An 18782-nucleotide genomic window follows, 5' to 3' on the forward strand; every position below is an offset into this window, starting at 1 on the left:
AGCTTCTATCAGCCGAACAGATGGTAAACCTTTGACGCATTTTTAGCTTGGTTGATCTGCGACATCTCTTCGAAAATCGCCTGGCGCTCGCCGGTCGTCACCTCAAGCAACTGCTGGTAAACCGCCAGCAGGCTCTCCAGCTTTTCGCGCAGCGCATCCTCGTCCACCGGTGCCTGGCTGAGCACGTCATCAATCACGTTGCGACAGCCCAGGTCCAGTTCGCCGATGGCGTCCCAGTTGCGCGCAGCGAGGGCGTCAACCAGGGCTTCACGGGTTTCATCGATGCGTTGCAATGCGTGGCTCATGACGTATTCCTCAAGGCCCAGTGGCCTTACTGTGCGGCGCCCTGGGGTGCGGCGATGGCATCCCAGCCTTCTTTGACGGTGATCAGCAGACGAGCGACTTCGTCGATCATGTCGGCATCGTTGTGCAGATTGGCCTCCATCAAACGGTTGGTCATGTAGGCGTACAGACTTTCCAATTGCTGGACGTAAGCCGGATCTTCACTCTTCTGCGCATCCAGACCATCACGCAGGCCGATGATGATGTCGATGGCCTTACCGAGCATCAGGCCTTTTTGAGCGATGTCCCCACGAGCCAATGCGCCCTTGGCCTGTGCCATGCGGTCGAGGCCGCCCTCCATGAGCATCTGCACCAGACGATGCGGGCTGGCTTCGGAGATCTGGGCATGGGAATTGACCTTCTGGTATTGGCGAAGGGCTCTCATGGGATTCATGGTTCTACCTCGTAACAGGCGACAGCGAAAAGGATTTCAGTAACCAATATGTCGACGGGATCGCAGAAAACTTTAACCCCGATGGTCCCCAAAAAAACGAAGCCCGGCAGGCAGCCCGGGCTTTTTCATGCATCAACATCAATTATTTTTCTGGTTGTTCAGCGCGTTGAGCGTGCCCATGATGTTGTTACTTTGCTGGCGTAACTGGGCGACCAGCGAATCCATCGCCGCGTATTTACGTATCAGGCTGGCCTGCAGATCCGCCACATGCGCGTCAAGTTCCGCCTGGTCCTTGCTCAAGGTCTTGAGGTTATCGGAGAGCGCGGTCGTGCGCGTCGCGAAGATACCGGTGGTCGCCTTGGCATAACCTTCAGTGGCATTGGTCATGCGTGCCAGCAACCCGGTCTTGCCGCTGAACATACTGCTGATATCTGCGGAGTTGGTGAGCGCTACCTTGTCGAAGGTTTTGTCGTCCATGGTCAACAGACCGGTACCGGAGTCGGTACCGATACCAAATTGTGCCAGGGACTTGATGGTGCCGGTCCCGGACAACGCGTTGAACTCGGCGCGCAAGGCGCTTTGCAGCGAGCGCATGTTGGCGTCACCGGTCAAGGTCGCCGATACCGAGTTACCCGCCGCGTCCTTGGTCACCTTGGTTTCGGCATTCATTGCCTTGAGCAACGCGTTATAGCTGTCGACAAAGCCTTTGACCCCGGACTTGAGGGCGGCGGTGCTGGTAGTCACCGAAATCGTCGTGGTGACCTTCGGCCCGTTCGGGTCCTTGGTATCCACGGGCGGTGAAACCGACAGCAGCTTGATGCTGACCCCACTCACCGCGTCCGAGATGTTGTTGGTCTTGGACGTATACGCCACGTTATCGATGGTGTACTCGGCGTTCTGCGGCGTATCGATCACGTTGTAGCCGGTATCGATACCCGAGTTGCCCGACAATGTCAGGTCCGAGCCGACGCCGCCCGTGGTGGATGTCAACACCATGCGCGAACCGGTGGAGTCGGTGACGATGTTGGCACTGAGCCCGACGGTGCCGAACTGGGTGTTGATCGAGTCACGTACCTGTTGCAGGGTTGCGCCCGGCGGCACGCTCAGGTCGAACTTCTTGCCCGACTGGGAGATGGTCAGGGTGGTGGCGGCAGTGCCCTTGTTGACCACTGTCGAAGCGCCGCCGGCCAGGGTGGCCGTGGACAGTTTGGAAGGCTGGGCGAGTTTATTGACCACCAGGTTGAAACTGCCGTTGGCAGCGCCCTGAGCGGTGGTCATGGTCGCGACCTTTTCATTTGACGAAGTGCCGGTCAGACCACTGAAGCTATTGTCGTCGGTCATGCTCTTGATGGCGCCACGGAAGGCGCTCAATGCCGACTGGATCTTGCCGATCGACGACAACTGGGTAGTCGCTTTCTGTGACTGGGTGTTGATCTGGGTCTGCTTCGGCGCCCGATCGGCGTCGACCAGGGCTTTGACGATGCCCTGGATGTCGATACCCGAACCCACACCGTTTACCGTTGTACTCGCCATCGTCTTTCTCCTAATACGGCTGTTGGCGTTTTCTTGACGAACCGCACTTCAAGAAAGCAACGCAACAAGTTTCATGCCAGTTCAGACCTTTTCATCGAACAGCACATGACTGGCGGTAGCCAGGCTCTGTGCAAGCTTCAAGGCCGTTTCCGACGGAATCTGGCGGATCACCTCGCCACTTTCAGTGGCGATGACCTTGACCACGACCCGATGGGTGGAATCATCAATGGAAAAATCCAGTTTGCGCTGGGCCGCTTGTACGAATTCTCGAATATCGGTGACTGCCTTTTCCAGGTCAGCCCGTTTCGGCTCACCGGCGACCGGCGCGGCCGGCGCGATTGCCTCGACCTTGGCGTTGTCTTTGTCCGCAACCACCGCAGGGGCCGAGCCTTGAGGGGCTACCGGTGGATAAGACGAGGCCAGCTTTACACTCATGTCCATGTCCAATCTCCTCTACAAACCGAAAAAGACGAAAGGGCACGTAAACGCGCCCTTCCGTCAATTACCAAGCGACGCTATTACTGAAGCAGCTTCAGTACAGCGGATGGCAGTTGGTTGGCCTGCGACAGAATCGCGGTAGCAGCCGACTGCAGGGTTTGTTGCTTGGTCAACTGAGCTGTTTCAGCAGCGAAGTCGGTGTCTTGAACGGTAGAACGTGCAGCGGTGGAGTTTTTCTGAATGTTGGTCAGGTTGTCCACAGTAGTCGTCAGACGGTTCTGAACAGCACCCAGGCCCGAACGTGTGCTGTCGATGCCGCCGATAGCCTTGTCCAGTACCGCGATGGCCGCTTGTGCGTTGAAAGCGCTGCTGACGTCGGTCTGTGCAACCGTGGTCTTGGTGGAAGCTGCGGCAGTACCTGTTGCGGCGAACAGACCGGTTACACCGGCACCGTTCATCGCGTAGCCTTTGGACGAGTCCAGGTTCACTGCACCGGTAGCGATCAGGCCGTCGGCCAGCGCGACGGCGGTACCGTAGGCACCAGCACCGTCTTTGGTGGCAACAGTGATCGAACCGGCGGCAGTGGAGGCACTGAAGTTCAGGTTCTCACCGGAATCGGACTTGACCGACAGGGTGCCCTTGGATTGGTCGTAGTTGACGCTGATGCCCAGCTTGGCGGAGTTGGATTTCAGTTGGTCAGCCAGGCTGGCGGTATCGGTTACACCGGTGAAGGTGGTGGCTTGGCCGCCAACAGTCATGGTGAAGGTAGCAGGCGTGGTCTTGGCGGCAGCACCGACGGTGAATTGAGCTTCAGTGCTGGCCGTAGCGCTCAGGCCACCTACAGCGCCGTTCAGTTGGCTGGCGATGGTTTTGGCCGATGCGCCTTGAAGAACAGTGACACTGGCGGTCTGGCCATTACCGGTCAGGCCGATCACGCCACCTGCAACACCTGAGGTGCTAGGTGCAACGCCGACGCTCTTGATCTGCTGCGAACCGATGTTGTTGGCAGCAACGTTGTCCAGGGACAGGTTGATGGTTTCGTTGGCGTTGGCGCCTACCTGGATGGCTTTGGTGCCGTACGAACCGTCGAGCAGCTTCTGGCCACCGAAAGTGGTGGTTTCCGAGATACGGGTCAGTTCCGAAGTCAGCGCCTGGTATTCTTCCTGGTTGGAAGTACGGTCAGCGTCGCTCAGGGAGCCGGTAGCCGAGGACAGCGCCAGGGTACGCATTTTTTGCAGAATGTCGGTCGAAGCCTGCATTGCGCCTTCAGCGGTCTGCGCGATGGAGATACCATCGTTGGCGTTCTTTACAGCTTGGCCCAGGCCGTTGATTTGGCTGGTCAGGCGGTTGGAAATCTGCAGGCCCGAGGCGTTGTCTTTAGCGCTGTTGATGCTCAGGCCAGTGGACAGACGCTGCATGGAGGTTTGCAGCGAGCTGGCAGCTTTAGCAAGGCCGTTCTGGGTAGTGATGGAAGCAATGTTGGTGTTTACTGTTAAAGCCATGACGAAATCCTCGATGGATGGATACTGCGGCTTCCGGCCCTGGCAACCGCCTGGTGTGGCCTGAGAACCTACGTAATAGTTATCGTCGTGGTAGCCGGTTGCTTGAGGTTTTTTTTGATTTTTTTTACTAGCCCTGTGCCAGCCCTTGCAATTCAAGCAGTTACTGCTATTGAAAACCCCGGTTTTGTTGGCTTTTCTGGCGCCAAATAAAAAACGCCGATGATCTTTCGATCATCGACGTTTTTTTTACGCGCCCCTCAAAGGGTCATGGGCGATACAGAATCGCCGAGCCCCAGGACAGGCCTACACCAAAACCGCTGATTGCCACACGCTGCCAGGCGGCATTCATCACATGTTTTTCCAGCAGCAAGGGAATGCTCGACGATACGGTATTGCCGGTCTCGACCATGTCCTTGATGAACTTGTCCACCGGCGCATCTTCAAAACGGCGCGCCACCGCGTCAACAATGGCGGCACTGCCCTGGTGAATGCAGAACGCATCGATGTCATCGGCCTTGAGGTCTGACTCATCGAGCAACTCGTGCAAATGCGCCGGCACCTTGAGCAAGGCGAAGTTGAACACCTGGCGGCCATTCATGAAGAACACGCCGTCACTGACCTTCAGGTGCGGCGCGCCGGAACCGTCGGTGCCGAACTTGGATTTGCCGAGCAACCACTGCGGGTCTTCGCCCATCCAGGTGGCGGTGGCGGCGTCGCCGAACAGCATGGTGGTGTTGCGGTCCTCCGGGTCGACGATTTTCGAATACGGGTCGGCAGTGATCAGCAGGCCGTTTTTCAGGCCGGTGGCTTCCATGAAGCCCTTCATCGCATAGATGCCGTAGACATAGCCGGAGCAGCCCAGGGAGATATCGAACGCGGCCACGTGGGTCGGCAGGCCCAGTTTGTCCTGGACGATGGCTGCGGTGTGGGGCAGCCCTTCTTCATCGCCGTTCTGGGTGACGACAATCACCGCGTCGATGGACTCGCGCTTCAAGTCCGGGTTGCCGGCAAACAACGCGTTGACCGCTTCGACACACAGATCGGAGGTTTCCTGCGCGGCATCCTTGCGCGGCAGGAACGCCGAGCCGATCTTGCCAATGATGAATTCCTCATCCTTGGCGAATTTGGCACCCTGGGCGTAGTTATCGATACCGTCCGCCGGCACGTAACTGGCGATGCTTTTAATGCCAATCATTGTGGCTTCCCAATACAAAATAGCTGGAGAACACCCCAGGGCCTGCGCCCGAAGTGCTGACAAAAAAAGGGGATAACCCCAAAAAAATTCGCTGAAAGCCGCCTCGCAAGGACCCTGTGACGACTTATCCTTTTCACACGATACAGTGAAGATGCGCTTTATGACTCACAGGTCACTCAATTTTGTGCGCTTTGTGCAAAACTTCCAAACAATTAAGCCCCAAAAACGACAACGGCCCGCCCTGTTTCCAGGGCGGGCCGCTTGACGCAGCGCCACTTACATCTTGCTGAAGAGACTCAACTGCGAGATTTTCACGAAAGCCAGCTGGGAGGCTTGCAGCATGGTTTGCTGCAAGGTCAGGTTGATTGCGGCTTGAGCCGTATCGATATTGCCCAGATCACTCATGGTGCTGGTGTTAGCCAGGCCGATGCTGGTGTTCTCGCTGGTCTGAATGTCCAGTGCGTTCTGCCGCGCACCAATCGATCCGCGTACGTTGTCGACCTGTGTACGGGTATTGCCAAAGTTGGCGATGGAAGCATCCAGTACATCCTTGAGCTTGACCATCGCCGCTGGATTACCGTCGGCCGGTTGCTCCAGGGCATGGCGCAGCTGGCTGAGGCTATCCAACGCATTCTGAGTCTTCTGTGTCGTTGCAGCGACTGCGAACTGGTCCCCATTTTGGGGCGTACCGCTGACATCAAAGGTCACCCCGGCAGCCGTGACCGTGGTGCCGCCGCCCGTGTCACCTGTGGCAATGGCTTTACTGTCAACCGTGTAGGGCTGGGCATACACCTCGTACGCAGTACCGGAGGTGAATTTGACCACCGCACCGCTGTTCGCCGGGAATGTGCTGGCATACGCCGCCTGATTGGACACCGAGGCATTGGTCAACTGCGCAGTGGACGGGTTGCTTGGGGTACGGGACACACTGAAGGTGTCCGGCTTGGCGGCCAGACTGAAAGAACGATCCTTGACCAGAGCATCCGCGTTCGGGCCCGGCGCGATATCCTTGAGGTCCAGGGTGATATCGAACTTCACGCCGCGCAGGTTCACGCTGGAACCGCCTTCCTTGGTGGAGTCGAAAGTACCGTTACCCGGAATTTGCGACGTGATGTCGTTACCGCTCTTGTCGGAGATCTTGTATTGGGTGCTGCTGGTAAAGGTCAACGTGTAAGGCTGGCCGTCGGCAAATTGCTTGGTGTAGTCAGTGCCCGATGTCACCAGGCCTGCCGACAACGCGACTTTATTGTCGTTCGGCACCGGCGCCGTCGCAGGCGGAACGATCGCAGGTGCTATCCAGGTAGACTGGGTGCGTCCCGAATTCGCCGCTCCCCCCATGATGCTCTTGCCGGTATCGCCCGCCTGGATCTTCAGCGTGTCCGACACCTGCAGGCTGAGCGGGGTCTCGTCGCCCTGGTAACTATAGGAACCATCGCTGTTGCGGCTATACGGTGGGGTCGCCGTCTTGGACCCGGAAAACAGATAGCTGCCCGCTGCGTCCTTGCTGTTGAGCAAGCCCAGCACCTGATCCTCTATCGCGCCGATTTCCCCGGCAATCGACTTGCGATCGGCATCGCTCAGCGAGCCGCCCGCACGCAACGCCAGCTCACTGGCTTTCTGCAGCGCGTCGGTGATCGAGCCCAGCACGCTTTCTTCGTTGGTCAGCGAGTTCTTCAAGCTGGTGATGTTGCCGTTGAACTGGCCCAACATGTCTTTCTGCTGCTGCAGCATCAGCAAACGCGCCGCAGCGACCGGGTCATCGGACGCGGTCTGCACGCGCACGCCGGTGGACGCCTGATCCTGAGCCTTCACCACACTGGAATAATTATCCGAATACTTGGCCGAGCTGGTTTCGAAATATTGAGCAGTGGAAATACGCATCGTCCCAGACTCCCTTAAAGACTATTGATCAGCGTGCTGAAGGTTTCTTGCGCAGCCTTGATGATCTGCGACGACGCGGTGTAGTACTGCTGGAACTTGATCATATCGCCCGCCTCTTCATCCAGGTTGACCTGGGACACCGAGTTGCGCGCATCCTGGTTGGCCTTGAGCAATGCGCCGGTGGCGGTGGTGTCGGTGATGGCGGAGGCGGCCTTGGCGCCGACGGTGGAGACCAGGCGGCTGTTGGCCGCCACCAGGCTCACGCCGCCGCCACTGCCATCGGACAAGCCGAGCGTCGGCTTGGTTTGCAGGTCGAGCAGCGCCTGGGCGTTGCGGTTATCGGACTTGCCCGAGGCGTTGAAGGAAAACGTGGTGCTGTCGCCGGCGGCGGGCAAACCGCCAACGGTGGTATCGAACTTGAAGCTCTTGGCCGGCACCAGCAGTGCGCCGTTGGCATCGCGCATCGGTACGTCGACGGTGATCTTGTTGCTTTGGCCGGGCACGATGGTGCCAGTGCCGATCGGATTGCCCTGGGCATTGCTGAGCGTGTAGCTCTGAGTGCCGTCAGCCGCAGGCTTGCCGAACACCATCTTTACCGGCATCGAATGTTCGATGCCGGTACGCAGTTGCGCCGTGTCGGCGCCACCGTGAATATCGATCGGCAGGGTCAGCGTCGGCGGAGTAAAGCTGCCGGTGCCTTGATTGGTCTTGCTGCCCTCGCCCAGCAACGGCCCGGCGAACGCGATTTTGTTGGCGTCGGTCAGCGCGGTGCCGATGTTTGCCGCGCCACTGGCGGTGGGGCTGACCTTGAAACTGTCCCCCGCCGCTATCGGCCCCTTGCCATCCAGGGCCAGCGTGAAACCGTCGATCACCGGAGGCGGCGCGGTGTTGGTGTCGAACGCGCCCATGGCCTTGCCGTCGGAACGCACGACGTTGTAGTTGTTGCCGCTGGTAAAGGTCACTTTGTAGTCGTAGGTCGACAGCTTGCTGGTGTCGCTGATGCTCACGTTCAAGTTGCCGGAGCCGCTGCTGTTGCCCATCGCGCCCTGACTGCGCTGGGCGATGGCGGCCGCGCTGTTGATGTCCTTGAACAGCGACGAACCGAAGTCGCCGTTCAGGTCCAGGCCCTGGCCCAACTGGCTGTTGACGGTATCGGCAGTCGCCAGGGCGATGCGCCCCAGGTCATTGATGGCCGGCATCAATGCGTCACTGCGATAGCGCAGCAGGCCGCCGATGCTGCCGCCGCTGAGCACGTTGCCCAGGTCGATCGCCGTGCCGCCGCCGGCATTGAGCGCGATGGTGTACTGGCTTGGATCGCTGCTGCCGGGTACCGCCGAAATCGTATTGGCCTGATCGCCCAGCACCAGGGATTGGCCGGTGCCGGTGCTGACGCTGAACACGCCATTCTTTTCACTGGTGGTCACGCCCACCAGTTCATTGAGCGAACGTACCGCTTCGTTGCGTGCATCGAGCAGGTTGGCCGGGGCGCTGCTGCTGGAGCCCTGGGCCTGGGTGATCTGCTTGTTCAGCGAAGCAATGGAGGAGGTCAACTGGTTGACCTGGCCGCTCAGCGTGCCCAACTGGCCGTTGATCGACTGTTTCTGCTCGTTCAACTGGCTGGAAATCGAATTGAAACGGTTGCTCAGGGTCTGGGCGCTGCTCAACAGCACTTGCCGGGCGGACACATCGCTGGGGGTGGCCGCCGACGTCTGCACAGCGGCGAAGAACGCACTGAGTACCGAGGACATGCCGGTGGTCTTGTCCGACAAGGTCTTATCGATGGCGCTGGCCTGGCCGGCATACGCCTTGGCGTCGTTGCTCAGCGCCGTGCTGTTCTGGTAGGCCGCATCGAGGAACTCGTTATACACCCGGCGCACATCCGACAGGGTGGTGCCGCTGCCGATGTACACACCGCCGTAGGGGTTATTGGCATTGGCATTCTGCGTGGTCTGCTGACGCGAATAACCCGAGGTATTGGCGTTGGCGATGTTATTACTCAAGACCGACAGCGATCCTTGAGCGGCATTGAGCCCTGACATCCCGATACTGAGCAAACTCATGGTTCAGACCTTATAAATGTGTGGTTGCGCCAGCGGCAGCGTAGTTCTGGTAACTGTTCATGTTTTTGGCGATCTGCGAAATCTTGCTGGCGTAGGCCGGATCGGTTGCATAACCGGCTTTTTGCAACTCGCGTACAAACTGTTCCGGGTTGTCGGCTGATTTCACAACTTCTTTATACCGATCATTGCTTTGCAGCAGCGTCACGAGGTCATGGAAGCTGTCCTGATAGGAGCTGTAGGAGCGGAACTGCGCCGTCTCCTTAACCATCGCGCCGTCGCGAAACTCGCTGGTGATCGCCCGGGCCTGGCCGCCCTGCCAGCTCTGGCCGGCCTTGATGCCGAACAGGTTGTGACTGCTGCTGCCGTCTTCGGCGCGCATCACCGATTTACCCCAACCGGTTTCCAGGGCGGCCTGGGCCACCAGGTACTTCGGATCGATACCGATACGCGCGGCGGCGGCCTTGGCCATCGGCAGCATGGTGGCGACGAATTCATCCTGCGAGCTGAAGGCCTTCTTCGCCGGTGCCAGCGGTGGCTGGGCAATGGCGCGGCCGTAGACCTGCATCTTCCCGCTTGGTACGGCAACGCTGCGCGCGCTGCTGTTGATCACGTTGTCATCGGCGGCACTGTTGCGCAGTGGCGCGACCTTGGCCTCGACCTGGGTACTCGGCACGATGCCCGCCAGCAGGCGGTCGGTCAGTTTGCTTGGCAAGGCGATACGGCGCTGGTTCATCAGTTCCATGTCGTTGCTGTGGGACGCAACGGCACCGGCCTTGGGCTCGGCGACGCGGTAAGCCCACAACGGACGCTGTCCATTGGAGCGCCCCAACGGCCCCTCAGCCTGGGTGCCGGCGGCAATTTCGGTCGGCACATCGACCTTCTTCACCGTCTCGGCCGTGGCGGGGCCCTGCAAGGTGGCCGCCTGGGCGTCCACCGGCTTGTTCTTCTGCATCTGGCGCATCAGCACGTCCGCCAGGCCAATACCTCCGCCTTCGCGGGACATCGACACCGCCAATTGCTGGTCATACATTTCCTGGTACTGCTTGGCCGCCGACGTGTTCAGCGGGTTGTCCTCGCCCACGGCGTCGGTGGCCGAACGCATGGATTTGAGCATTTCGTTCAAAAACAGCGACTCGAACTCCTGCGCGACCTTGCGCATGTTGCCTTCGCTGTTTTTGCCGTCGCCGACCTTGAGCTGGTTCAGCCGGTTCAGGTCGGAGTAAGCCCCCGAGTCCGCCGAACTGATAAGACCGCTCTTGCGCATATCCATGACCATGGCCTCAGATCACAATCAGGTCGGCTTGCAGGGCGCCGGCCTGTTTCAGGGCTTCGAGGATCGCCATCAAGTCGCCGGGGGCGGCGCCGACCTGGTTCACCGCGCGGACAATCTCATCCAGGGTGGTACCGGGGCCGAACTTGAACATTGGCTTGGCTTCCTGCTGTGCATTGACCCGCGAACGCGGGACCACGGCAGTCTGGCCGTTGGACAAGGGCCCAGGCTGGCTGACGATCGGGTCTTCGGTAATGGTCACGGTCAGGCTGCCGTGGGTCACCGCCGCCGGCGAGACCTTGACGTTCTGCCCGATCACGATGGTGCCGGTGCGCGAATTGATGATGACTTTGGCGATGGCCTGGCCCGGGTCGACCTCAAGGTTTTCCAGGATCGACAGGTAGTCGACGCGCTGGCTTGGGTCCAGCGGCGCGGTGACGCGGATCGAGCCGCCGTCGATGGCCTGGGCCACGCCAGGGCCAAGCATGTCGTTGATCTTGTCGACCACACGCTTGGCGGTGGTGAAGTCGGAACGGTTGAGGTTCAGGGTCAGGCTGTTGCCCTGATTGAAGCCGCTCGGCACGGTGCGTTCAACACTGGCACCACCGGGAATGCGACCGGCCGACGGCACGTTGACGGTGATCTTCGAACCGTCGCGGCCTTCGGCGTCGAACCCGCCCACCACCAGGTTGCCCTGGGCGATGGCGTATACGTTGCCGTCGATCCCTTTGAGCGGGGTCATCAGCAAGGTGCCGCCCCGCAGGCTTTTGGAGTTACCGATGGACGCAACCGTGATGTCCACCACCTGGCCCGGCTTGGCGAACGCCGGCAAATCGGCACTGATCGACACCGCCGCGACGTTTTTCAGCTGCACGTTGCCCGAACCCGCAGGCACCTTGATACCGAACTGCGACAGCATGTTGTTGAAGGTTTGCAGGGTGAACGGGGTCTGGGTGGTCTGGTCACCCGTGCCGCTGAGGCCGACCACCAACCCGTAGCCGATCAACTGGTTGGAGCGCACGCCGGAAATGCTGGCGATGTCTTTCAGGCGTTCGGCCTGGGCGACGGCGCTCAGGGACAGCAACACTACCGCCGCCATCAGTTGCTTGACGTTCAAAATGGCCACCTAGAAAGGGAACAACGGGCTAAGGAAGAAACGGTCGAACCAGCCCGGCTGGCTTGCATCGGCAAACGACCCCGTACCCGAGTAGGTAATGCGTGCATCGGCAATCCGCGTCGACGGCACGGTGTTGTCGGTGGCAATGTCATCGGCGCGGACCATGCCGGCAATGCGCACCAGTTCGTCGCCGGTGTTGAGGGTCATCCATTTTTCACCGCGTATGGCAATGATGCCGTTGGGCAGCACGTCGGCCACGGTCACGGTGATCGAACCGGTCAGGGTGTTGCCCTGGGCCGCCGCACTCTTGCCGTTGGTGGCACGGTCGCCGCTGTAACCGGCGTCGAGGCTCAGGTCGCCACTGCCCAACGGGTTATTGGTGTTGGGCACGCCGCCGAACAACGATGTCAGGCCCAGTTTGGCTTTGCTGGTCTTGCCGATCTGCGAGTTGGCATTCTTGCTGGCCTGGGTGCGCTCGTTCAGGGTGATGGTGATGATGTCCCCGACCCGGAACGCCTTGCGGTCGCTGTACAGGTTCTGCTCGAAACCGGCCTGGTAGATCGAGCCATTGTTGGCCGCCGCCGGCAACGGTGTGCGCGGCAACACCGGCGCGTAGTACGGGTCATTGGGTTTCGGCGACGGGGCGACACAGCCCGCAAGCACGGCGATCCCACTCAATGCCAGAACAGAAACAAAGCGATTCATGACCCTAACCTCACGGTGTTACAGGCGCTTTAAGGGCGCCCTATAGACTGATTACAAATTCTGCGTGACGAACGAAAGCATCTTGTCGGCGGTGGAGATCACCTTGGAGTTCATCTCGTAGGCACGCTGGGTGGTGATCATGTTGACCATCTCCTCAACCGTGCTGACGTTGGACGTTTCCAGGGTGCTCTGCAGCGTGGTGCCGAAACCGTTCAGGCCCGGCGTGCCGATTTGCGGCGCGCCGCTGGAGGCGGTTTCCAGGAACAGGTTGTTGCCCATGGCCTGCAGGCCGGCCGGGTTGATGAAGTCGGCGGTTTGCAGGTTGCCGATCACTTGCGACGCCGGGTTACCGGCCACGGTGATGGACACGGTGCCGTCGTTGCCGACGGTGAAGGTCTTGGCGTCCGCCGGAACCACAACGGCAGGCTGCAGGGCGAAACCGTTGGATGTCACGATCTGGCCGTTGGAGTCCAGGTGGAAGGTACCGTCACGGGTGTAGGACGTGGTCCCATCCGGTTGCAGGATCTGGAAGAAACCACGGCCGTTGATCGCCATGTCCAGCGGCTGGCCAGTCTGCTGCAGGTTACCGGCGCTGAAATTCTTCTGGGTGCCGACGATCTGCACACCGGTACCCAGTTGCAGGCCCGACGGCAGCTGGCTGTCCTGGGTCGACTGGGCGCCTGGCTGTTTCTTGATCTGATAGAGCAAGTCCTGGAACTCGGCACGGTCGCGTTTGAAGCCCGTGGTCGACACGTTGGCCAAGTTGTTGGAAATGGTGGTCAGGTTGGTGTCCTGGGCGGACAGACCTGTTTTGGCAACCCATAGAGCCGGAAGCATGCTGTTCTCCTCTGTGCGCCTGTTTGTTGGCGCGGTGCTGCGTTGTTTGTTTAAAAGCCGACCAGGGCGATTAGTTCATCTGCATGACGCGTGTCATGGCCTGGTCGCCTTCTTTAGCGCTGTTCATCATCTTGATGTGCAGCTCGAACTGCTTGGAGAGCGCCAGCACCGCGGTCATTTCCTCAACGGCATTGACGTTGCTCGCCTGGAGGAAGCCCGAGGTCAGCTTGACGTTCGCATCAGCCTGGGCCGGCCTGCCATCCATGGTGTGGATGGTGCCGTCCAGGCCTTTGGTCATGTTCTTGAGGTCGGGCTGGACCATCTTGATGCGGTCCACCTCCGCCATTACCCGTGGGCCTTCGCCCATGGAGCGGATGCTGATGGTGCCGTCCGAACCCACTTCGATTTTCTGCTGGGGCGGCACGGCAATCGGGCCGCCGTTGCCCATGATCGGCATGCCGTTGCCGGCGCGCAGCACGCCCAGCGCGTCCACGTTCATGCTGGCGCTGCGCACGTAGGCTTCGCCGCCATCGGGCGTTTGCACGGCCATCCAGCCGTCGCCGTTGACGGCCACATCCAGGTCACGCCCGGTTTCGATCATCGCGCCGGGGGTGAAGTCCGTGGCCGGCCGCTCGGTCAGGGCAAAGGCCCGCGCCGGAAAGCTGTCACCGAACACCGGCATCGACCGCGCCTGCTCCAGGTCGCGCTGGAAACCATTGGTGGAAATGTTCGCCAGATTGTTGGCATGGGCCTTCTGCGCCAGAGCATTCTGGCTGGCGCCGGTCATTGCCACATAAAGGTACTTGTCCACGCTCTATCCTCTTTCTGACGGACGCTTGCCGCCCACCGATGTACTGAGGAGACTTAAGCAATTTGCGAACCAACTTTTGAAAACAGGTCGGAGCCCAGCAACGGCGGGGGTTTGCGCGAAGGTGTCTGAAAATAGCGAGGGAGGGATAGTCGAAAAAACGGCGGACTACTGCCGCTTTCGGCAACGGCGCAGATTAAATGTGGGAGGGGGCTTGCCCCCGATAGCGGTGTGTCAGCCAATAGCAATCTGACTGACAAACTGCCATCGGGGGCAAGTCGAATCGTCGCACCGCCCCTCCCACATTGGTTATTTATCGGTCTTGAGGATTTCATAGTCGCGCAGTTTGTTGGCGACTGTGGTGTGGGAAACCCCCAGGCGCTTGCCCAGTTGCCGGCTGCTCGGATGCTCGGCGTACAGCGCTTCGAGCACGGCCTTTTCAAACCGCCCGACGATGTCTTCCAACCCGCCCTCCAGCGAAAAATCGCCAAGCGGCTGGCGCACGCCGTAATCGGGCAGGCGAATATGCTCAACCTTGACCGTCCCGCCTTCACACAACGAAACGGCCTGGAACAGCACATTTTCCAACTGGCGCACATTCCCCGGCCAGTGGTAGTGGCTGAGCTTGTCCATCGCGGCAGGCGCCAATTTGGGCAGCGGGCAACCGATCTGCCGGCTGGCCTGGTCGAGAAAATGCTCGACCAATGGCGCCAGCCCATCAAGGCATTCGCGCAGCGGCGGGATATGCAGCGAAAGCACGTTCAAGCGGTGATAGAGGTCCTGGCGGAATTCGCCACGTGCGCACAGTTCGGACAAATCGACCTGGGTCGCACAGATCACCCGAACGTCGAGGTACACCTCTTCATCACTGCCCACGCGACGAAAGCATCCGTCCTGCAAAAAGCGCAGCAGCTTCACCTGCAGGCGTGCGCTCATTTCTCCCACGCCGTCGAGAAACAACGTACCGCCCGCCGTCAATTCCAACAGCCCAAGCTTGCCTTCGGCGCGCGCACCTTCGAACGCGCCGGGGCCGTAGCCGAACAGCTCGGTCTCGGCCATCGACTCCGGCAATCCCGCGCAGTTGAGCGCCATCAAGGGCGACTGGCCACGCGGACTCGCCAGGTGACAGGCCCGCGCCAGCAATTCCTTGCCGGTACCGGTTTCGCCTTCTATTAATAGAGGCGCATCCAACGGCGCCATGCGCCGCGCCTCACGCACCACCGCCGCCATGACTTTGGAGCTTTGAAAAATGCTGTCGAAGCCGCGCAGTTCCTGCTTGCGTACATTGTAGATACGCTCGCCTACGCGGTCGGCGCGGTGCAGGGTCAATACCGCGCCGGCCATGGCTTCGCTGTCGTCGTGTTCAGAGGATTGCAGCGGCGCGATATCGGCCAGGAACACATCGCCCTTGACCTTGACCCGCAGGCCATTGATGCGCGATTTGCTCGCGCGCACCAGCTCCGGCAAGTCGAAGTCTTCGGCGTAGCGCGACAGCGGAATGCCCGGCACTTCGTCCACACGAACCCCCAGCAACTGCGCCGCCGCACGGTTCGCGGCGACGATCGAGCCGCCCATGTCGATGGACAGCACCGGAAACTCGAGGGCCCCCAGCAGCGCATTGAGCTCCATATGCCGACGCTCGCTGGGCATCAGCCCTACCCTTTTAACGCCGAACACCCCGGCTATCGCCTCGAACTGCGGGCGCAACGCCTGGAACTGCATGTTCACCAGGTTCGGGCAGAACAGGTAGATGGCGTTGCCATGCTCGCCGCCGACCTCGCCCTTGGCCACGTTGACGCCGTACTCCACCAGCAGGTTGAGGATGTCCCGCAGGATGCCGATGCGGTTCTGGCAATGCACTTTGATACGCATGAAAAGGCCCGAAAGTGAGTAAGGCGCCGCGCCTTTTTGTCGCTGGGCGCATAAAGTCGTCAAGATTATGTGACAGTACGCGGGGTTTTCCCAGCCCATGGCTGCGGCGAGCCCCGGATACGTAACGAATAGTTTACGAAATGCGGTAACTTTTCCTACGCAAAGGCTTTTGAACCCGGTGGAAACCCGTCGCGCCCGGGTTATCAATAGAGACACAGCAGGACATAACAAGAACGAATGCCTAGCAGGAGAGCCGTATGAAGCAGACGCACTACGTGGCCCGCGAGCCCGATGCGCAAGGTTTTATCCACTACCCGCCGGAAGAACACGCGGTGTGGAATACCCTGATCACGCGCCAGCTGAAAGTGATTGAGGGCCGTGCCTGCCAGGAATACCTGGACGGCATCGACAAACTCGGCCTGCCCCTGGATCGCATCCCGCAACTGGGCGAAATAAACAAAGTGTTGGCCGACACTACCGGCTGGCAAGTCGCCCGCGTGCCGGCGCTGATCCCCTTCCAGACCTTCTTCGAATTGCTCGCCAGCAAGCAGTTTCCGGTGGCGACCTTTATTCGTACCCGCGAAGAACTGGACTACCTGCAAGAGCCGGATATTTTCCACGAGATCTTCGGCCACTGCCCGCTGCTGACCAACCCATGGTTCGCCGAATTCACCCACACCTACGGCAAGCTCGGCCTGGCAGCCACCAAGGAGCAACGGGTGTACCTGGCTCGCCTGTACTGGATGACCATCGAGTTCGGCCTGGTGAACACACCCGACGGCCTGCGCATCTACGGTGGCGGCATTCTGTCTTCGCCCAAGGAAAGTGTGTATTGCCTGTCGGATGAGCCTGAACGCCAGGCGTTCGATCCGCTGGAAGCGATGCGCACGCCCTATCGCATCGACATTCTGCAACCGCTGTACTTCGTATTGCCCGAGCTCAAGCGCCTGTTCGACGTGGCGCAGGAAGACATCATGGGCATGGTCGAGCGTGGTATGCAGTTGGGCCTGCACGCACCGAAATTTCCGCCAAAGCCCAAGGCTGCTTGAGCCGTGCCTTTTTAGGCCAAGTGAGTCTGTTCCCCGGCCACGCGTTGCTTTAGGGTAGCGCCACTGACCTTCAATCATTCGAATTCAGGACACCTTCATGACCACCTTGAACCAAGCCCATTGCGAAGCCTGCCGCGCCGACGCCCCGCAAGTCAGCGATGAAGAACTGCCGGTGCTGATCAAACAGATCCCCGACTGGAACATCGAAGTGCGCGACGGCGTGATGCAATTGGAAAAGGTTTTCCTGTTCAAGAACTTCAAGTTCGCCCTGGCCTTCACCAACGCCGTAGGTGACATCGCCGAAGCCGAAGGCCATCACCCGGGCCTGCTCACCGAATGGGGCAAGGTCACCGTGACCTGGTGGAGCCACTCCATCAAGGGCCTGCACCGCAACGACTTCATCATGGCCGCACGTACCGATGAAGTGGCCAAGAGCGCCGAGGGCCGCAAGTAATGCACTTCGATGCGATTGGCCGCGTGCCCGGCGACCCGATTCTCGGGCTGATGGACCTGTTCGCCCAGGACACCAACCCGGACAAATTCGACCTTGGCGTGGGCGTCTACAAGGACGACCAGGGCCTGACACCGATCCCGGACTCGGTAAAACGTGCCGAGCAGCGCCTGGTCGATACCCAGGCCACCAAGACTTACATTGGTGGGCACGGCAATGCCGCCTTCGGCGCACTGATCAGCGAACTGGTGCTGGGCGCCGATTCGGCGTTGATCGCCGAACGCCGTGCCGGCGCCACCCAGACGCCAGGGGGCACCGGCGCCCTGCGCCTGAGCGCCGACTTTATCGCCCAGAGCCTGCCTGGCCGTGGCGTGTGGCTGAGCAATCCGACCTGGCCGATCCACGAATCCATTTTCGCCAAGGCCGGGCTCAAGGTCAGCCATTACCCGTACGTGGGCAGCGACAATCGCCTGGACGTGGCGGCGATGCTGGCCACCCTGAGCAGTGTGCCCAAGGGCGATGTGGTGCTGCTGCACGCCTGCTGCCACAACCCGACCGGGTTCGACCTGTCCCGGGATGACTGGCGCCAGGTGCTGCAGATTGTGCGCGAGCGCCAATTGCTGCCGCTGATCGACTTTGCCTACCAGGGCTTTGGCGACGGACTGGAGCAGGACGCCTGGGCGGTGCGCCTGTTTGCCGCCGAACTGCCGGAAGTATTGATCACCAGTTCGTGCTCGAAGAACTTCGGTTTGTATTGCGACCGCGTGGGTGCATTGATCGTGTGTGCGGCGGATGCCGAGAAGCTCACGGACGTGCGCAGCCAGCTCGCCAATACGGCGCGCAACCTGTGGTCGACGCCGCCGGATCATGGTGCAGCTGTGGTGGCGACCATCCTTGGCGACGCCGAGCTCAAGCAGCAGTGGAGCGACGAAGTCGAAGCCATGCGTTCACGCATTGCGCAACTGCGCGCCGGGCTGGTGGAAGCGCTGGCGCCCCACGGCCTGGCCGAGCGGTTTGCCCATATCGGCACCCAGCGCGGGATGTTCTCCTACACCGGCTTGAGTGCCGAGCAGGTCAGGCAACTGCGGGAGAAGCACAGTGTGTACATGGTCAGTTCGGGCCGGGCCAATGTGGCCGGGGTTGATGCCACACGGCTAACGCTACTGGCCCTAGCCATCGCCGACGTCTCCAGCTGACGAAACCGAGGCCAAATGTGGGAGGGCCTTGCCCTAACATGTGTAGGAGCGAGCTTGCTCGCGAAAAACTCACAGGCAACGCGTTCATTCAGGAAGCACGCGTTATCGTTGACGCTTTTCGCGAGCAAGCTC

General features: G+C 60.3%; 17 protein-coding genes. 3 read left to right on the plus strand and 14 right to left on the minus strand.

Annotated elements, in window-relative coordinates:
• Positions 1–8 precede the first annotated feature (8 nt).
• The 14 genes from J1G34_RS11685 to J1G34_RS11750 form a co-directional block, all read right to left on the minus strand.
• Entirely contained in the window at positions 9–305 is a 297-nt protein-coding gene (locus J1G34_RS11685) for a flagellar protein FliT (RefSeq protein ID WP_065884542.1), read from the minus strand.
• Positions 306–331: 26 nt separating this feature from the next.
• Complete coding sequence (fliS, locus tag J1G34_RS11690; protein WP_065884541.1) at positions 332–736, minus strand: flagellar export chaperone FliS; 405 nt, start codon at positions 734–736, stop codon at positions 332–334.
• Between the two features lie 138 nt (positions 737–874).
• Positions 875–2269, minus strand: coding sequence for a flagellar filament capping protein FliD (gene fliD, locus J1G34_RS11695; protein WP_065893768.1), 1395 nt, complete (start codon positions 2267–2269; stop codon positions 875–877).
• 81 nt (positions 2270–2350) lie between these two features.
• The gene (locus J1G34_RS11700; protein WP_065893769.1) at positions 2351–2710 is read right to left on the minus strand and encodes a flagellar protein FlaG; all 360 of its coding nucleotides are present in this window, start codon (positions 2708–2710) and stop codon (positions 2351–2353) included.
• Between the two features lie 77 nt (positions 2711–2787).
• Positions 2788–4209, minus strand: coding sequence for a flagellin N-terminal helical domain-containing protein (locus J1G34_RS11705; RefSeq protein WP_065893770.1), 1422 nt, complete (start codon positions 4207–4209; stop codon positions 2788–2790).
• A 265-nt stretch (positions 4210–4474) separates the two neighbouring features.
• Positions 4475–5404 (minus strand): ketoacyl-ACP synthase III, encoded by a 930-nt coding sequence (locus tag J1G34_RS11710; RefSeq protein ID WP_065884537.1) that lies wholly within the window; start codon positions 5402–5404, stop codon positions 4475–4477.
• A gap of 276 nt (positions 5405–5680) precedes the next feature.
• Complete coding sequence (locus J1G34_RS11715) at positions 5681–7285, minus strand: flagellar hook-associated protein 3 (RefSeq protein WP_222994093.1); 1605 nt, start codon at positions 7283–7285, stop codon at positions 5681–5683.
• Positions 7286–7299: 14 nt separating this feature from the next.
• On the minus strand, positions 7300–9345 hold the full coding sequence (gene flgK / locus J1G34_RS11720; protein ID WP_122464144.1) for a flagellar hook-associated protein FlgK: 2046 nt from the start codon (positions 9343–9345) through the stop codon (positions 7300–7302).
• Between the two features lie 10 nt (positions 9346–9355).
• On the minus strand, positions 9356–10621 hold the full coding sequence (flgJ, locus tag J1G34_RS11725; RefSeq protein ID WP_065884534.1) for a flagellar assembly peptidoglycan hydrolase FlgJ: 1266 nt from the start codon (positions 10619–10621) through the stop codon (positions 9356–9358).
• Positions 10622–10625: 4 nt separating this feature from the next.
• Positions 10626–11714 carry a flagellar basal body P-ring protein FlgI gene (locus tag J1G34_RS11730; protein ID WP_163001578.1) on the minus strand — a complete coding sequence of 363 codons (1089 nt, stop codon included), beginning with the start codon at positions 11712–11714 and terminating at the stop codon, positions 10626–10628.
• A gap of 27 nt (positions 11715–11741) precedes the next feature.
• Positions 11742–12437, minus strand: coding sequence for a flagellar basal body L-ring protein FlgH (flgH, locus tag J1G34_RS11735; RefSeq protein WP_065884533.1), 696 nt, complete (start codon positions 12435–12437; stop codon positions 11742–11744).
• Between the two features lie 51 nt (positions 12438–12488).
• Positions 12489–13274 carry a flagellar basal-body rod protein FlgG gene (gene flgG, locus J1G34_RS11740; RefSeq protein WP_065884532.1) on the minus strand — a complete coding sequence of 262 codons (786 nt, stop codon included), beginning with the start codon at positions 13272–13274 and terminating at the stop codon, positions 12489–12491.
• A 70-nt stretch (positions 13275–13344) separates the two neighbouring features.
• A complete protein-coding gene (locus J1G34_RS11745) occupies positions 13345–14085 on the minus strand; it encodes a flagellar basal body rod protein FlgF (protein WP_065895912.1) in 741 nt (246 codons plus the stop codon).
• A gap of 306 nt (positions 14086–14391) precedes the next feature.
• Positions 14392–15954, minus strand: coding sequence for a sigma-54-dependent transcriptional regulator (locus tag J1G34_RS11750; protein WP_065893773.1), 1563 nt, complete (start codon positions 15952–15954; stop codon positions 14392–14394).
• A 257-nt stretch (positions 15955–16211) separates the two neighbouring features.
• Here J1G34_RS11750 and phhA point away from each other — a divergent pair, with 257 nt between their 5' ends.
• The 3 genes from phhA (at position 16212) to J1G34_RS11765 (ending at position 18650) form a co-directional block, all read left to right on the plus strand.
• Positions 16212–17003, plus strand: a complete 792-nt coding sequence (gene phhA / locus J1G34_RS11755) for a phenylalanine 4-monooxygenase (RefSeq protein ID WP_065893774.1) — start codon at positions 16212–16214, stop codon at positions 17001–17003.
• A gap of 97 nt (positions 17004–17100) precedes the next feature.
• Positions 17101–17457, plus strand: a complete 357-nt coding sequence (locus J1G34_RS11760) for a 4a-hydroxytetrahydrobiopterin dehydratase (RefSeq protein ID WP_065884528.1) — start codon at positions 17101–17103, stop codon at positions 17455–17457.
• Positions 17457–18650, plus strand: coding sequence for an amino acid aminotransferase (locus J1G34_RS11765; RefSeq protein ID WP_222994095.1), 1194 nt, complete (start codon positions 17457–17459; stop codon positions 18648–18650). The genes J1G34_RS11760 and J1G34_RS11765 overlap by 1 nt, the downstream gene beginning before the upstream one ends.
• The last annotated feature ends 132 nt before the right edge of the window (positions 18651–18782 follow it).

This window comes from Pseudomonas sp. Wu6 (genome assembly GCF_019891515.1).
Taxonomy (GTDB): domain Bacteria; phylum Pseudomonadota; class Gammaproteobacteria; order Pseudomonadales; family Pseudomonadaceae; genus Aquipseudomonas; species Aquipseudomonas orientalis_A.

Excerpts from the sequence above, each read along its gene's own strand:
- J1G34_RS11685 (WP_065884542.1), bottom strand. The coding sequence starts at position 305 with ATGAGCCACGCATTGCAACGCATCGATGAAACCCGTGAAGCCCTGGTT.
- fliS (WP_065884541.1), bottom strand. The coding sequence starts at position 736 with ATGAATCCCATGAGAGCCCTTCGCCAATACCAGAAGGTCAATTCCCAT.
- fliD (WP_065893768.1), bottom strand. The coding sequence starts at position 2,269 with ATGGCGAGTACAACGGTAAACGGTGTGGGTTCGGGTATCGACATCCAG.
- J1G34_RS11700 (WP_065893769.1), bottom strand. The coding sequence starts at position 2,710 with ATGGACATGAGTGTAAAGCTGGCCTCGTCTTATCCACCGGTAGCCCCT.
- J1G34_RS11705 (WP_065893770.1), bottom strand. The coding sequence starts at position 4,209 with ATGGCTTTAACAGTAAACACCAACATTGCTTCCATCACTACCCAGAAC.
- J1G34_RS11710 (WP_065884537.1), bottom strand. The coding sequence starts at position 5,404 with ATGATTGGCATTAAAAGCATCGCCAGTTACGTGCCGGCGGACGGTATC.
- J1G34_RS11715 (WP_222994093.1), bottom strand. The coding sequence starts at position 7,285 with ATGCGTATTTCCACTGCTCAATATTTCGAAACCAGCTCGGCCAAGTAT.
- flgK (WP_122464144.1), bottom strand. The coding sequence starts at position 9,345 with ATGAGTTTGCTCAGTATCGGGATGTCAGGGCTCAATGCCGCTCAAGGA.
- flgJ (WP_065884534.1), bottom strand. The coding sequence starts at position 10,621 with ATGGTCATGGATATGCGCAAGAGCGGTCTTATCAGTTCGGCGGACTCG.
- J1G34_RS11730 (WP_163001578.1), bottom strand. The coding sequence starts at position 11,714 with ATGGCGGCGGTAGTGTTGCTGTCCCTGAGCGCCGTCGCCCAGGCCGAA.
- flgH (WP_065884533.1), bottom strand. The coding sequence starts at position 12,437 with ATGAATCGCTTTGTTTCTGTTCTGGCATTGAGTGGGATCGCCGTGCTT.
- flgG (WP_065884532.1), bottom strand. The coding sequence starts at position 13,274 with ATGCTTCCGGCTCTATGGGTTGCCAAAACAGGTCTGTCCGCCCAGGAC.
- J1G34_RS11750 (WP_065893773.1), bottom strand. The coding sequence starts at position 15,954 with ATGCGTATCAAAGTGCATTGCCAGAACCGCATCGGCATCCTGCGGGAC.
- phhA (WP_065893774.1), top strand. The coding sequence starts at position 16,212 with ATGAAGCAGACGCACTACGTGGCCCGCGAGCCCGATGCGCAAGGTTTT.
- J1G34_RS11760 (WP_065884528.1), top strand. The coding sequence starts at position 17,101 with ATGACCACCTTGAACCAAGCCCATTGCGAAGCCTGCCGCGCCGACGCC.
- J1G34_RS11765 (WP_222994095.1), top strand. The coding sequence starts at position 17,457 with ATGCACTTCGATGCGATTGGCCGCGTGCCCGGCGACCCGATTCTCGGG.